10 protein-coding genes are annotated in these 14017 nt (G+C 75.1%); all 10 read left to right on the plus strand.

From position 1 onward, the window contains the following. The 10 genes from ACIA5A_RS07135 (at nt 1) to ACIA5A_RS07180 (ending at nt 13991) form a co-directional block, all read left to right on the plus strand. Entirely contained in the window at nt 1-2325 is a 2325-nt protein-coding gene (locus ACIA5A_RS07135) for a glycoside hydrolase family 3 N-terminal domain-containing protein (RefSeq protein WP_396757358.1), read from the plus strand. A 161-nt stretch (nt 2326-2486) separates the two neighbouring features. Beyond that, a complete protein-coding gene (locus ACIA5A_RS07140) occupies nt 2487-3647 on the plus strand; it encodes a glycosyltransferase family 39 protein (protein ID WP_396757360.1) in 1161 nt (386 codons plus the stop codon). Between the two features lie 55 nt (nt 3648-3702). After that, nucleotides 3703-5562, plus strand: coding sequence for a glycosyltransferase family 2 protein (locus tag ACIA5A_RS07145; protein ID WP_396757363.1), 1860 nt, complete (start codon nt 3703-3705; stop codon nt 5560-5562). After that, nucleotides 5556-6692: a glycoside hydrolase family 26 protein gene (locus ACIA5A_RS07150; RefSeq protein WP_396757365.1), complete on the plus strand. Its 1137-nt coding sequence runs from the start codon at nt 5556-5558 to the stop codon at nt 6690-6692. Before ACIA5A_RS07145 ends, ACIA5A_RS07150 begins: the two co-directional genes overlap by 7 nt. 166 nt (nt 6693-6858) lie before the next feature. Then, nucleotides 6859-9138 carry an FAD-dependent oxidoreductase gene (locus ACIA5A_RS07155; RefSeq protein ID WP_396757368.1) on the plus strand — a complete coding sequence of 760 codons (2280 nt, stop codon included), beginning with the start codon at nt 6859-6861 and terminating at the stop codon, nt 9136-9138. Nucleotides 9139-9161: 23 nt separating this feature from the next. Beyond that, the gene (locus ACIA5A_RS07160; RefSeq protein ID WP_246411568.1) at nt 9162-9455 is read left to right on the plus strand and encodes a putative quinol monooxygenase; all 294 of its coding nucleotides are present in this window, start codon (nt 9162-9164) and stop codon (nt 9453-9455) included. After that, entirely contained in the window at nt 9452-10678 is a 1227-nt protein-coding gene (locus tag ACIA5A_RS07165; RefSeq protein ID WP_396757372.1) for a cytochrome P450, read from the plus strand. The genes ACIA5A_RS07160 and ACIA5A_RS07165 overlap by 4 nt, the downstream gene beginning before the upstream one ends. 26 nt (nt 10679-10704) lie before the next feature. Then, nucleotides 10705-11370, plus strand: a complete 666-nt coding sequence (locus ACIA5A_RS07170) for a TcmI family type II polyketide cyclase (protein ID WP_396757375.1) — start codon at nt 10705-10707, stop codon at nt 11368-11370. A 72-nt stretch (nt 11371-11442) separates the two neighbouring features. Next, nucleotides 11443-11808, plus strand: a complete 366-nt coding sequence (locus ACIA5A_RS07175) for a DUF1622 domain-containing protein (protein ID WP_396757377.1) — start codon at nt 11443-11445, stop codon at nt 11806-11808. Nucleotides 11809-11861: 53 nt separating this feature from the next. Continuing rightward, entirely contained in the window at nt 11862-13991 is a 2130-nt protein-coding gene (locus tag ACIA5A_RS07180) for a heavy metal translocating P-type ATPase (RefSeq protein WP_396757379.1), read from the plus strand. Nucleotides 13992-14017 lie beyond the last annotated feature (26 nt).

The following is a 14017-nucleotide window of genomic DNA, read 5'->3' on the forward strand; positions in this document are numbered from 1 at the left end:
ATGACAGAGGTCCACGCGGTGGTGGGCGGGCCGGCGCCGGCCCAGGCAGCTCCGGGCCACGACCGGCCCGACGGGCAGACCGGCGAGGCGCGGGTCCGGGAGCTGCTCGGCCGGATGACGCTCGAGGAGAAGATCGCACAGCTCGTCGGGTTCTGGGAGAAGGAGGACGGCGAGGCGGTCGCGCCGCTGCAGGGCGAGTTCACCGACGCCGTCCGCCTGGCCGACTTCGCCCGGCAGGGCCTGGGTCACCTCACCCGCGCGTACGGCACCCGACCGGTCGACGCCACGGAGCGCGCGGCCTGGCTGTGGGCGTTCCAGCGGGACCTGGTCACCGGCACCCGGCTGGGCATCCCGGCGATCGTGCACGAGGAGTGCCTCACCGGCCTGTCCGCGTGGAAGGCGGCCACCTTCCCCACGCCGCTGGCCTGGGGCGCCGCGTTCGACCCCGACCTGGTGACCGAGATGGCCGCGGCGATCGGGTCCTCGATGCGGGCGCTCGGCATCCACCAGGGGCTCTCGCCGGTGCTCGACGTGATCCGGGACCCGCGCTGGGGTCGGGTCGACGAGTGCGTCGCCGAGGACCCCTACCTGGTCGGCACCATCGGCACGTCGTACGTGCGCGGCCTTCAGTCGCAGGGGGTGCACGCGACGTTGAAGCACTTCGCGGGCTATTCCGCGTCGCGGGCCGGGCGCAACTTCGGCCCGGTGCACGCCGGCCCCCGGGAACTCGCCGACGTGTTGTTCGTGCCGTTCGAGATGGCCATCCTCGACGGCCACGCGCGCAGCGTCATGCACTCGTACGCCGAGATCGACGGCGTGCCGGTGGCCGCCGACCCGGCGATGCTGACCGGCGTGCTGCGGGACCGGTGGGGCTTCGACGGCACGGTGGTGGCCGACTACTACGGGGTCGCGTTCCTGCACCTGCTGCACCACGTCGCGGCCGACAACGCGGGCGCGGCCGCGCAGGCGCTCGCCGCGGGCCTCGACATCGAGCTGCCGACCGGCGACGCCTTCCTGACCCTGGCCGAGTCGGTGCGGGCCGGCGCGGTCGACGAGACGCTCGTCGACCGGGCGGTGCTGCGGGTGCTGCGCCAGAAGCAGGAACTGGGGCTGCTCGACGCCACGTTCGCCGAGGAGCCGCCCGGGGCGGTCGACCTGGACCCGCCGGAGCACCGGGCGATCGCCCGTCGCCTCGCCGAGGAGTCGGTCGTGCTGGTCGCCAACAAGGGTGTCCTGCCGCTGCGGGCGAGCCGGCGGGTGGCGGTGGTCGGCCCGAACGCGGACCGGCCGGGCGCGCTGTTCGGGTGCTACTCCTTCCTCAACCACGTGCTGGTCCAGCACCCGGGCGTGGAGACCGGGTTCGAGGTGCCGACCGTCCTGGACGCGATGCGTGCCGAGTTCGGCGGGGATCTCGTCACCTCGGCCGTCGGCTGCGACGTGGACAGCGACGACCGGTCCGGCTTCGACGAGGCCGTCGCCACCGCGTCCGCCGCCGACGTCGCCGTCCTGGTCGTCGGCGACCACGCCGGCCTCTTCGGGCGGGGCACGGTCGGTGAGGGGTGCGACCGGGACGACCTGGAGTTGCCGGGCGTCCAGCGGGAACTGGTCGAGGCGGTGCTGGCGACCGGCGTCCCGGTCGTGCTGGTGCTGCTCACCGGGCGCCCCTACGCGATCGACTGGGCGTTGACTCGGTGCGCGGCGGTGGTGCAGTCGTTCTTCCCCGGTGAGGAGGGCGCGGGCGCGATCGCGGGCGTGCTCTCCGGGCGGGTCAACCCGTCGGGCCGGCTGCCGGTCACCCTGCCCGGCTCGGCCGGCGCGCAACCGTACTCGTATCTGCACCCGACGCTCGGGGCGGGCAGCAACGGCACCAACCTGCCGGCGACGCCCGCGGCGCCGTTCGGCCACGGGCTGTCCTACACCACGTTCGCGTACGCCGACCTGACCGTGCCGGCGACCGTGCCGACCGACGGCGCGCTGTCGGTGACGGTGCGGGTCACCAACACCGGCGCGGTCGGCGGCGACGACGTGGTCCAGCTCTACGGGCACGACGTGGTGGCCCCGGTGACCCGGCCGGTGGCGCAGTTGCTCGGCTACCGGCGGGTGCGCCTCGCGCCGGGGGAGTCGGTGACCGTCGCGTTCACCGTGCCCACCACCCGGCTGGCGTTCTCCGACCGCACGCTCACCCGGGTCGTGGAGCCCGGCGACGTCGAGCTGTGGGTCGGCACGAGCGCGCGGCGGGACACCGAGGCGTCGACCACGCTTGCCGGCGACACCGTCGCGGTGACCAACGCGTCCGCCCGCTGGACGACCACCGCGCTGAGCTGAGGTCGGTCCGCCGGCCGCCCACGGGGGCGGCCGGCGGACCGCCGGACCCGTCGACCTGCCTCGACCCGCACGGGCCGGATCGGTTTAAGCGCATATGAGGCGTATGTCGGACTCACTCTCCGTAGGCTCCGGGATGTTCCAGCCCGTGCCGGCCGACAGGGATGCGTGAGTCGACGATGATGGACGCGGACACCATGGTCCTGCCCCGGCTGGGGCCGGCCGAGGCCGGCGTCGAGGACCCCTGGGGCGAGGACCACCCACCGGGCCGGAGCCGGGCCGCCGCGCGCGCCGGGGCCGGCCCGCACCGGTGGCGCACCGCCGCCTGGCTGCTGCCGGCGCTGCTGGCCGGCGCCCTCGGTGGCGCCGGGCTCGGTGCGCCGCGACTGCGCACCGGGGAGCTGGCGACCTGGCGCGCGGCCACCTCGCCCTGGCGCGACGCGCTGACCGGCGGCGATCTCGCCGCCGCGCCGTACCACCTGCTGGTGCGGGCGTCGGTGGCGCTGTTCGGCGCCTCCGACGCCGCCCTGCGCCTGCCCTCACTGCTCGCGGTGACCGCGGCGGTGGCGCTCGTCGGGGCGCTCGCCGCCCGACTGTTCGCGCCGGGCGCCGGCGTGCTGGCCGGCGCGCTCCTCGCGGTGCTGCCGACCACCGTCCGGTACGCCCAGGAGGCCCAGCCGTACGCGGTGGCGCTGCTCGCCGCCGTGCTCGCCACCCGGCTCCTGCTGCCGGTGCTCGACCGGCCGACAGTGCCCCGGCTCGCCGCGTACGCCGGCGCGCTCGTCCTGCTCGGCGCGGTCCAGCCCGGGGCGCTGCTGCTGCTCGCCGGCCACGGTTGGGTGGTGCTCGCCTTCCGGCGCCGGTCGGCCGGCCGCTGGTCGGCCGCCGCGCTGCCCGGCCTGCTGCTCGTGGCCGCGCTGCTGGTGGCCGGTGGGCCCGGCGGGTTCCTCCCGCGCGGCGTCCGGCCCGATCCGGCCGCGCTGGCGGCGGCGCCCCGGGAGCTGTTCGGCGTCGCCGCGCTCGGCCTGGTGCTGGCCGGCCTGGCCCTGTTCAGCCTGCCGCTGCGGTACGCGGCCGCGATCTGCACGGCGTGGGCGTTGGCGCCGGCGCTGGCCATGCTGCTGGCCGCGTGGGTGGTCCCGGTCTGGTCGCCGGCCGCCCTGTTCTTCACGGTGCCCGCCTGGGCGGTGCTCGGCGCGGTCGCGCTGTCCCGGCTGCGCGCCGGCTGGGCGGTCGCGGGGCTGGCGGCGATCGCCCTGGTCGGCGCGCCCGTCCAGTCGGCCGGGTCATCGGCAATCCGCCTTGTTCATGCCATTTTAGGTTGATTGTCGGCTTAGGATCGGTCGGGTCGGGTAGCCCGACGCAGACCATGGGGGAAACGTGGCAGTCGCCGCCGATACACGCCTGTCCCGCGCCGCCCGGCCGGGAACCCCGGGCGACCGCCCGCCGCCGGCCCCACCACCCGGAGGGCGGGCCGCCCCGGGACCCGACCGCCGGCAGCGCAACATCCGGGCCCGCCTCGCGTACGCCCGCTGCGGCGCCACCGCCGGACCGCTCCGCCCGCCCCGCCGCCCGGACGCGGCGGTCGAACTGCGCCCCGCCGCCTCGACGGCCGCGCGGCTGGTGCTGACCCTGCTGGTGCTGCTCAACAGCGCGGCCGGCCTGGTCTTCGTGGGCTGGCTGCTGCTGCCGCAGCACGTGCCCGGTCCGGGCGTGGTGGGGCTCGGCGGCTGGCAGACGGTGGCCGCCCGGCTGGCGTTCTGCGTGGTCGTCGGCGTCGAGCTGATCCGGCTGGCCCAGAACGCCGTGGTCTGGGTGTTCGCCTTCCACGCCAAGGACCCGGTGCCGGTCGACCCGCCGGTCGGCCTGCGGGTGGCCCTGCTCACCACGATCGTGCCGAGCAAGGAGCCGCTCGACGTCGCGGAGCGCACCCTGCGCCGGCTGCGGGAGATCGTCTACTGCGGGCAGGTCGACGTGTGGATCCTCGACGAGGGCGACGACCCGGCGGTCCGGGCGATGGCGGCGCGGCTGGGCGTGCGCCACTTCAGCCGCCGGGGACGGCCGGAGTACAACCAGCCCCGCGGCGAGTTCCGGGCCCGCACCAAGTCCGGCAACCACAACGCCTGGCGCGCCGAGCACGAGCACCGCTACGACGTGGTGGCCAACGTCGACCCGGACCACGTGCCGCTGCCGAACTTTTTGGAACGCACGCTCGGCTACTTCCGCGACCCGGACGTGGCGTTCGTGGTGACCCCGCAGGTCTACGGCAACATGCACCAGAATTTCGTCGCCCACGGCGCCTCCGTGCAGCAGTACCTCTACAACGGGCTGATCGCGCGCGGCGGCAACGGCCTGGACGCGCCGCTGCTCACCGGCACCGGCCACCTCTACCGGCCGGCGGCCTGGCGGACCATCGGCGGCTACCAGGACTCGATCATCGAGGACCACCTCACCAGCATCCGGATCCACGCCGCCGTCAACCCGGTCACCGGCCGGCGGTGGAAGGGCGTCTACACCCCGGACGTGGTGGCGCTGGGCGAGGGGCCGACCTCCTGGGCCGACTACTTCAACCAGCAGCGACGCTGGGCGGCCGGCATCTGCGAGATCCTGCTCCGGCGGGAGCTGCGCGCGCCTCGGGACCTGCCGTCGCGGCGCCGCTGGCAGTACCGCCTGCTCCAGTTCTACTACCCGAGCGTCGCGGTCAGCCTGCTGCTGGGCAACGCCGCCACCGCGCTCTACCTGCTCACCGGCGTCGCCGCCGGCCGGCTCGACCCGCAGATGTGGGCGACGCTGTGGGGCGCCACGATCGGCACCTGGTTCCTGCTGTGGCTCTGGCTGCGCCGGTTCAACATCGCCCCGCACGAGCGGGAGGAGGTCGGCATGGTCGGCATGGCGCTCGCGCTCTTCGCCGGCCCGGTCTACCTGGCCGCGGCGACCGGCGCGGTGCTGCGCCGCCGGCTCGGCTTCGTGGTCACCGCCAAGGGCACGCTGCGCACCGCCGAGTCGCCGCGCACCTTCCGGCTGCACCTGTGCTGGGCGGGGGCGGCGGCCGCGCTGCTCGCGGCGAGCTTCGTGCTGGACCACGACTACCCGCTGCTGCGGGTCTGGCCGGCGCTGACGCTGCTCACCGGGCTCGCGCCGCCGCTGATCGCCTGGGTGGAGAACGCCCGCGCCCGCCGGGGCGAGCCGGCGCCCGCGCCCGATCGGCCGACGCCGGTCCGCGAGGGAATGCCGTGCTGAGGCTGACCGTGCCCCGGGTCGGCCTGGCGCTGGCCGGCGCGCTGCTGCTGGCGTACGCCTTCGTGGTGGCGCCCGGCGCCTGGCGCGCGGGCGGGCCGGCGCGGCCGGCCCCGGTGGCGTCGGGGGCGCTCGCGACCGCGGACGCCCCGGCGACCGCCCTCGCCGTCGCGTTCCCGCCGGCCGGCCGGGCGTTCGTCGGGGTGATGACCGACACGGGCCCCTACGACCTCACCGCCGTGGACCGGTTCACCACCGCGGCCGGCCGGGCGCCGCAGGTGATGCTGTTCGGCGCCTCCTGGGCGACGGCCACCTTCGACCGTGCCCTGTTCGACCGGATCGCCGAGAGGGGCATGATGCCGATGCTGGGCTGGGAGCCCTGGGACCACGCCGTCGACGAGGCGGCCCGGGACACCGGCCTGCCGGCCCGCCAGGTCGACCGGCTCCGGTCCACCCAGCCGGAGTACCGGCTGGCCCGGATCACCGCCGGCGACTTCGACGACTATCTCCGCTCCTGGGCCGAGGGCGTCCGGTCGCTCGGCTACCCGGTCGCCATCCGGTTCGCGCACGAGATGAACGGCGACTGGTACCCGTGGTGCGAGCGGGCCAACGGCAACCACCCCGGTGACTACGTGCGCGCCTGGCGGCACGTGCACGACGTCTTCGCCGCGGCCGGCGCCACGAACGTCACCTGGGTGTGGAGCCCGAACGCCAGGTGGGACAAGACGACCGCCGGACTGACCGGGCTCTACCCCGGCGACGACTACGTCGACTGGGTCGGCGTCACCGGCTACTACGGCATGGGCGCCTTCACCAAGACCTACTCGTCCTTCGACCAGATCTTCGGGCCGACGATCGCGGAGATCCGCACCGTGACGCGCAGGCCGCTCGTGGTCACCGAGACCGCGGCCGCGGAGAGCAGCGGGCACAAGGCCCGGTGGATCCGGGAGACGTTCGACTCGCTGCCGCGCTACCCGAACCTGATCGGGTTGATCTGGTTCGAGGTGGACAAGGAGCAGGACTGGCGGATCGCCGATTCGCCGGACGCGGCGGCGGCGTTCGCCGAGGCGGTCGCCACCGACCGGTACGACGTGACCTGGTCGCCCGCGGCGCGGCCACGCGCCGGGCCCTAGCCCCGCCGCCTCGGTGAGGGTGAGCAGCAGCGGGTCGAGGTCGAGCACTGTGGCGTCGCCGGCACGTCACCGCTCGTCGACACCGCCCGCGCTGGCGGTGACGACCGGGTGACGCGGACTCCGGCAGGGTCGCGGCACGACCGACGGCACGGCGCGAGGGGGCGGCATGATCAGGACGATGCTCCGGCTGCGGGCACGTCCCGGATGCGAACCGGCGGTGGGACCGGCCTGGGAGATGATCGTCGGGCAGCTCCGCGCGCTCCCCGGCGGCCTCCGGCACGAGCTGCTGCGCGACGCGCTCGACCCGTACGGCTTCGTGGTGGTCACCGAGTGGGCCGACGACGAGGCGCTGCGTGCCTACCGGGACGGGCCGGTGGCCGCCCGCCTGGCCGACCTGCTCCGGCCGCTGACCGAGCCGGCCGACCCGCCCGACTACCCGCCGATGCGGGAGGACGGCGACGGCGACGGCCCGGTCTACGTGGACGTCGAGCTGACCGTGCCGCGGGACCGGCTCGCCGAGTTCCACCGGGGCTACCCCGAGGTGGTCCGGCGGATGGCGGCGATCCCCGGCTACCGGCGCGAGCGGCTGCTGCGCGAGCCCGGCTCCGACACGCACCACATCTTCGCCGAATGGGACGGCGCCGCGCCGTTCCTCGGCTGGATCGCCGACCCGGCGCACGCCTCGGCGCAGGCCGGGCCGATCGCGCCGTTCCTTCTCGACATCCGCCGCCGCCTGTTCCACGTCGCGCCCGACTCCGACGGCGGCCGGCTCCACACCACCGGCAAGGAGGCCGACGTGCAGAGGACAACTGACGTACTCGTCGTCGGGGCGGGGCCCACCGGCCTGACCGCCGCCGTCGAGCTGGCCCGGCGCGGCGTCGACTGCCTGGTGGTCGACAAGCGGGCGACCCCGGCCGGGCAGGCCGACAAGGCGATCGGCGTGCACTGCCGCACCATGGAGATCTGGGAGGAGCAGGGCGTCGTCCGGGAGGCGATGGACGCCGGTATCTGGCTCACCGGCAACATGGTCTTCGTCAACGGCGCGCAGACCCACCGGATGAGTTGGGAGCTGCCCGGCCTGCCCTACGCCCACCTCGGTCTGCCCCAGTACGAGACCGAACGCATCCTCACCGCCCGGCTGGCCACGCTCGGGGTGCGCCCGCGCCTCGGCGCCGAGCTTGTCGACTTCACCCAGGACGCGGACGGCGTCACCGCCACCGTGCGCACCGCCGACGGCGGCGCCGAGACCGTACGCGCGGCGTACCTGGTCGGCTGCGACGGCGCGCACAGCCGGGTGCGCGACCGCCTCGGCCTGACCTTCACCGGGGGGCTGGGCCGCTTCCCGCAGCTCTTCATGCTCGTCGACGTGGACGTGGACTGGGACATGCCGGACGGGCACCTGCTGCGGTTCCTGCACACCACCGACGGGCGGATGGACGGCATGCTGGTCTGCGTACCGCTGCGCGGCGCGCACCGCTACCGCATCGCCACCCTGGCCCCGCCCCGGTTCTTCGCCCGGACCGGCGGGCAGGACGCCCCGCCCGGGTTCAGCGAGGAACTCGGCGAGCCGACCCTCGACGACGTGCAGGCCGCCCTCGACCGGCTCGCCCCGCCCGGCACCCGGGCGACGAACCTGCGCTGGTCGTCGGTGTTCCGGATCAGCCACGGCATCGTCGACCGCTACCGTCACGGCCGGGTCTTCGTCGCCGGCGACGCCGCCCACCTGCACCCGCCGGCCGGCGGCCAGGGCATGAACACCGGCATCCAGGACGCCTGGAACCTGGCCTGGAAGCTGGCCCTGGCGGTACGCGGGCAGGCCGCCCCCGGCCTGCTGGACAGCTACGAGGCGGAGCGTCGCCCGGAGGGCGAGGAGATCGTCGGCCGCGCGGTCCGGATGGCCGGCACCGAGGAGCTGGACCGGGCCGACCTGGAACGGCAGTTCCTCCAGGAGATGTCGCTGCTGCTCAGCTACGCCGGCAGCCCGCTGGTCGGGGAGACCGTCTCCGACCCGGCCGCGCTCGGCGACGCGCCCCGCCCCGGCGACCGCGCGCCGGACGTCGAGGGGCTGCGCCGGCGCGGCGTCGGGCACCCGCTGCGACTGCGGGACCTGACCCGGGGCACCCGGCACACGCTGCTGCTCTACGCCGACGCCACGGCCGACCCGGGGGAGCTGGCCGGGTTCGCCGACCTCTGCGCCGACGCGCGGCGGCAGGCCGGCGGCGAGCTGGACGCGTACCTGCTGCTCGACCCGGACGTCGACGAGCCGCGCCTGGCCGACCCGCCGGTGCTGCGCGACGCGGACCGGCGGTTCCGCGCCGGGTACGGCCTGGCCGGCACCGGCCTCTACCTGATCCGCCCGGACGGGCACGTCGGGTTCCGCGGCGCCCCGGTCGACGCCGACGCGCTGCGCAAGCACCTGCACCTGGTCTTCGGCGGCGAGCGGTGACCCGGGTCCGCACGGTGCTGGCGATGCGCACCCGGCAGGGCTGCGAGGAGCGCTTCGAGGCGGAGTGGCGCGCCGCCGCCGAGGAGATCCGCACCCTGGACGGCTGCCTGCACCAGGACCTGATCCGCGACGCCGACGACCCGCGCGTCTACCTGGTCATCAGCGACTGGGCGGACCGGGAGCGGCTGGACGCCTTCGGCCGCAGCGCGCACCGCGACCGGCTGCTGCGGGTGATCCGGGAGCTGCGCGAGTCCGCCGAACGGCACACCTACCAGGTGTTGCACAGCGTGACAGGCGAACCGGGGGAGGCCCGATGACCGAGGACGTGGTGCCGGCGACCGAGCTGTACACGAACGCGTTCGCGGCCGATCCCTATCCCACCTTCGCCCGGCTGCGCGCGCACCGGCCGGTCTGCCCGGTCGGCTCGCCGCGGTTCGACTCGTGGCTGATCACCCGCTTCGACGACGCGCGCACCGCGCTGACCGACCCACGGCTGTCCAAGGACCTCTACGGCCCCGACCAGCACTACCTGCGGATCTTCGGCCCGAACTCGGAGGGCCTGAACCGCAACATGCTCAACTCGGACCCGCCCGAGCACACCCGCCTGCGCCGGGTCGTGTCGCAGGCGTTCGCGCCGCGGCGGATCGAGGCGCTGCGCCCCCGGGTGGCCGCGATCGTCGACCAGCTCATCTACAAGATGACGCCGCTGGGCGAGGCGGACCTGATGCGCGACTTCGCCATCCCGCTGCCGATGACCGTCATCTGCGAGCTGCTCGGCGTGCCGCCGGCGGACCACGACCGGGTGCTCGACTGGACCCAGGTCATCCGCACCTCCGGCTCGACCAGCCGGCCGCCGGCCGAGGAGCGGGCCGCGGTGCAGGAGGCCCAGCTCCGGCTGCACCACTACCTGGCCGACCTGGTCCGGGCCAAGCGCGCCGACCCGGCCGACGACATCATCGGCGCGCTGGTGGACGCGGTGGACCGGGACCGGACGCTGTCCGAGGCGGAACTGGTCACCACCACGTTCCTGCTGCTGTTCGCAGGGCACCAGACCACCGCCGACTTCCTCGGCAACGCGGTGCTGGCCCTGCTCACCCACCCGGAGCAGATGGAGCTGCTGCGCACCACGCCGCGCCTGCTGCCCACCGCGATCGAGGAGCTGCTGCGCTTCGACGGCCCGCTGCCGGTGGCCAGCCCGCGCGTCGCCACCGAGGACGTCGACTACCAGGGGGTACGCATCCCGCGCGGTGCGATCGTCGGGGTGGCGATCAACGCGGCCAACCACGACCCCGCGCACTTCACCGACCCGGACCGGCTCGACCTGCGCCGGGTCCGTGGCCCGCACCTCGGCTTCGGTCACGGCGTGCACTACTGCCTGGGCGTCTCGCTGGCCCGGATGGAGGCGTTGCTCGCGCTCTCCGCCCTGCTGCGCCGGCTGCCCGGGCTCCGGCTCGCCGTGCCGCTCGCCGAGGTGCGCCGGCTGCCCGCCGCCTCGCCCTTCCGCGGCCTGCTGGAACTGCCTGTCGCCTTCACCGTCTAGCCCGCCCACCAGCCAAGGAGCACGTCATGGTCTTCCGGAACGTGATCGTCTGCCACATGGTCCCCGGCAGCGACGAGATCGTCGGCAACGTCTTCGCCCACTACGACCAGGTCACCCGGCCCCAGGACCTCGGGGTCGTCGGCCGGTACCTGCTGTCGCACCACGACCTCTACCTGCACGTGATCGAGCGCGAGCAGGACCCGAGGATCTCCGGGCAGACCCGCGGGCTGCCCGCCTTCCAGAAGATCGCCGAGGAGATCGGCCCGTACGTGACGCCGTACCCGCGCTACTGGAAGAACCCGTCGGACTCGGTGGCCAAGGAGTTCTACCACTGGGCCCCGGACGGCGAGCCGCCCGCGGACACCACGCTCACCGTGATCGTGGGGCGGATCAAGCCGGGCGCCGAGCCGGACGTGGCCCGGGTGTTCGGCGAGTCCGACGCCGGGTCGCTCCCGAGGGACCTGGGCGTCACCGGGCGTTGGCTCTACTCGATCGACGACGTCTACGTGCACCTGCTGGAGCAGGAGGCGTCGGCGGCCGAGGCGACCCGGAACCAGCACGCCGAGAAGCCGGCCTTCGGCAAGGTGATGCAGGACCTGGGCCCGTTCGTGGAGCCGTACCGGCCGGAGGAGTGCCACGGCCCGCAGGACCAGGTGGCGACCGTCTTCTACCGCTGGCGTGCGCAGGACTGAGCCGACGGCAAACGCGCACCCGCCGCACCCCCCGTACGCCAGGCTGGGACCGAGGGCGTACGGGGGTGTCGGGTGCCGACCAAACAGATCATCCAGCATGTCGGGGCGTTGCTGGACCTGGCCGGGGTGCTGGTGATCGCGGTGGGCGTCGCGGTCGCCTCGGTGGTGTTCGCGGTGCGGTGCGCCCGCTCCCGGCAGGTGGTGCCGCACTACCGGGCGTTCCGGCAGGGGGTGGGACGGGCCATCCTGCTCGGCCTGGAGTTCCTGGTCGGCGGCGACATCATCCGCACCGTCGCGGTGTCGCCCACGTTCACCAGCGTCGGTGTGCTGGCGCTGATCGTGCTGGTCCGGACGTTCCTCAGCTTCTCGCTGGAGGTGGAGCTGGACGGCCGCTGGCCCTGGCAGGGCAAGCCGCCGGTCGCGCCGTCCGGCCGGTGACCTTATACCCTTAGGGGGTAAGGGTATAGGCTGGTGGCCGGAGGTGACGCCCGATGGACCACGGACACGACGCCGGACACCACGCCGGGCACGACCCGGAGCAGTTCCGCCGCCGGTTCTGGCTGAGCCTGGCGCTGACCGTGCCGATCGTGCTCACCAGCCACATGGTGATGGACTGGTTCGGCTACTCGCTGGATCTCCCGGGCGTGCGCTGGGTCGGCCCGGTGCTCGGCACGGTCGTCTTCGCCTACGGCGGCTGGCCGTTCCTGGCCGGCGGGCTCCGCGAGCTGCGCGAGCGCGCCCCCGGGATGATGCTGCTGATCTCGATGGCGATCGTGGTCGCCTACCTGGCCTCGGCCGCCACCAGCCTCGGCGCCTTCGACCTGGACTTCTGGTGGGAGCTGGCCGCGCTCGTCACCATCATGCTGCTGGGCCACTGGCAGGAGATGCGGGCGGTCGGCCAGGCGCGCGGGGCGCTCGGCGCGCTGGCCGCCCTGCTGCCCGACGACGCCGAACGCCTCGACGACGCCGGGCGACCCCGACCGGTGCCGGTGGCCGACCTGCGGGTCGGTGACCTGGTGCTGGTCCGCTCCGGCGGCCGGGTGCCGGCCGACGGGCGGATCGTCGAGGGCGCGGCCGAACTGGACGAGTCGATGATCACCGGGGAGTCCCGGCCGGTGCCCCGCGCCGCCGGGGACCGGGTGGTCGCCGGCACCGTGGCCACCGACTCCACCCTGCGGGTACGCGTCGAGGCGGTCGGCGCGGACACCGCGCTGGCCGGGATCGGCCGGCTGGTCGCCGAGGCGCAGTCCTCCGGCGGGCGCGCGCAGGTGCTCGCCGACCGGTTCGCGGCGCTGCTGTTCTACCTGGCCACGCTCGCCGGCCTGACCACGTTCGTGGTCTGGCTGCTGCTCGGCGACACCGACCAGGCCGTGGTGCGCACCGTGACCGTGCTGGTGATCGCCTGCCCGCACGCCCTCGGGCTGGCGATCCCGCTGGTGGTGGCGCTCTCCACGGCGCTCTCCGCCCGGGCCGGCATCCTGGTCAAGGACCGGCTCGCGCTGGAGCGGATGCGGACCGTCGACACGGTCCTGTTCGACAAGACCGGCACGCTCACCAGTGGGCGGCACGCGGTCACCGGCGTGGCCGCCACCGGCGGGCTGACCGACGACGCCGCGGTGCGCCTGGCCGGCGCCGTGGAGGCGGACAGCGAGCACCCGCTGGCCCGGGCGCTTGTCGCCGCCGCCGACGCGCGGCCGACCGAGGCCGACGCCGGCCCGTCGCGTGCCGCCGCCGACTCCGACCCGGCGCGTCCCGTCGACGCCGGCGCCGGTGCGTCGCGGTCCGACGGCCCCGGCGCGGGTCTGGGGCGGCCGACCGCGCGCGGTTTCCGGTCGCTGACCGGTCGGGGGGTACGGGCCACGGTGGACGGCGTCGACTGGGCGGTGGGCGGGCCGGCCCTGCTGCGTGAGTTGGACGCCGAGGTCCCGGCCGAGCTGGCCCGCGCCGCCACACACTGGTCCGGCCGGGGCGCGGCGGTGCTGCACCTGGTCCGACTGCCCGACACCGGTCGCGCCCGGGCCGTCGCCGCGTTCGCGCTGGAGGACCAGGTCCGTCCCGAGGCCCGCGCCGCCGTCGCCGAGCTGCGTGAGCTGGGCGTCCGCAAGATCGTGATGATCACCGGTGACGCCCGGCCGGTCGCCCAGGCGGTCGCCGCCGACCTCGGCTTCCGCTCCGGCGTCGACGAGGTGTTCGCCGAGGTGCTCCCGGCCGACAAGGACAAGGCGGTGGCCGAGTTGCAGTCGCGCGGGCTGACCGTCGCGATGGTCGGCGACGGCGTCAACGACGCCCCGGCGCTGGCCCGCGCCGACGTCGGGGTGGCCATCGGCGCCGGCACCGACGTGGCGATCGAGTCCGCCGGGGTGGTGCTGGCCGGCTCCGACCCGCGCGGCGTCGGCGGGGTGATCCGGTTGTCCCGGGCGTCGTACCGGAAGATGCGGCAGAACCTGGCCTGGGCGGCCGGCTACAACGTGGTGGCGATCCCGCTGGCCGCCGGCGTGCTCGCGTGGGCGGGCGTGGCGCTCAGCCCGGCGCTCGGCGCGGTGCTGATGTCCGCCTCCACCATCGTGGTGGCGCTCAACGCCCAGTTGCTGCGCCGGGTCCGGCTCGCGCCGGCCGGCTGACCCGCCGGACGTGACATGTATTGCTG

The sequence above is a fragment of the Micromonospora sp. NPDC051300 genome (assembly GCF_044455315.1).
GTDB classification, from domain to species: domain Bacteria; phylum Actinomycetota; class Actinomycetes; order Mycobacteriales; family Micromonosporaceae; genus Micromonospora; species Micromonospora robiginosa.

What these genes read in the sequence shown, in the direction of transcription:
- ACIA5A_RS07160 (WP_246411568.1), top strand. Translation starts at nt 9,162, where the DNA reads ATGCGCACCCGGCAGGGCTGCGAGGAGCGCTTCGAGGCGGAGTGGCGC.
- ACIA5A_RS07140 (WP_396757360.1), top strand. Translation starts at nt 2,487, where the DNA reads ATGCGTGAGTCGACGATGATGGACGCGGACACCATGGTCCTGCCCCGG.
- ACIA5A_RS07180 (WP_396757379.1), top strand. Translation starts at nt 11,862, where the DNA reads ATGGACCACGGACACGACGCCGGACACCACGCCGGGCACGACCCGGAG.
- ACIA5A_RS07155 (WP_396757368.1), top strand. Translation starts at nt 6,859, where the DNA reads ATGATCAGGACGATGCTCCGGCTGCGGGCACGTCCCGGATGCGAACCG.
- ACIA5A_RS07170 (WP_396757375.1), top strand. Translation starts at nt 10,705, where the DNA reads ATGGTCTTCCGGAACGTGATCGTCTGCCACATGGTCCCCGGCAGCGAC.
- ACIA5A_RS07135 (WP_396757358.1), top strand. Translation starts at nt 1, where the DNA reads ATGACAGAGGTCCACGCGGTGGTGGGCGGGCCGGCGCCGGCCCAGGCA.
- ACIA5A_RS07165 (WP_396757372.1), top strand. Translation starts at nt 9,452, where the DNA reads ATGACCGAGGACGTGGTGCCGGCGACCGAGCTGTACACGAACGCGTTC.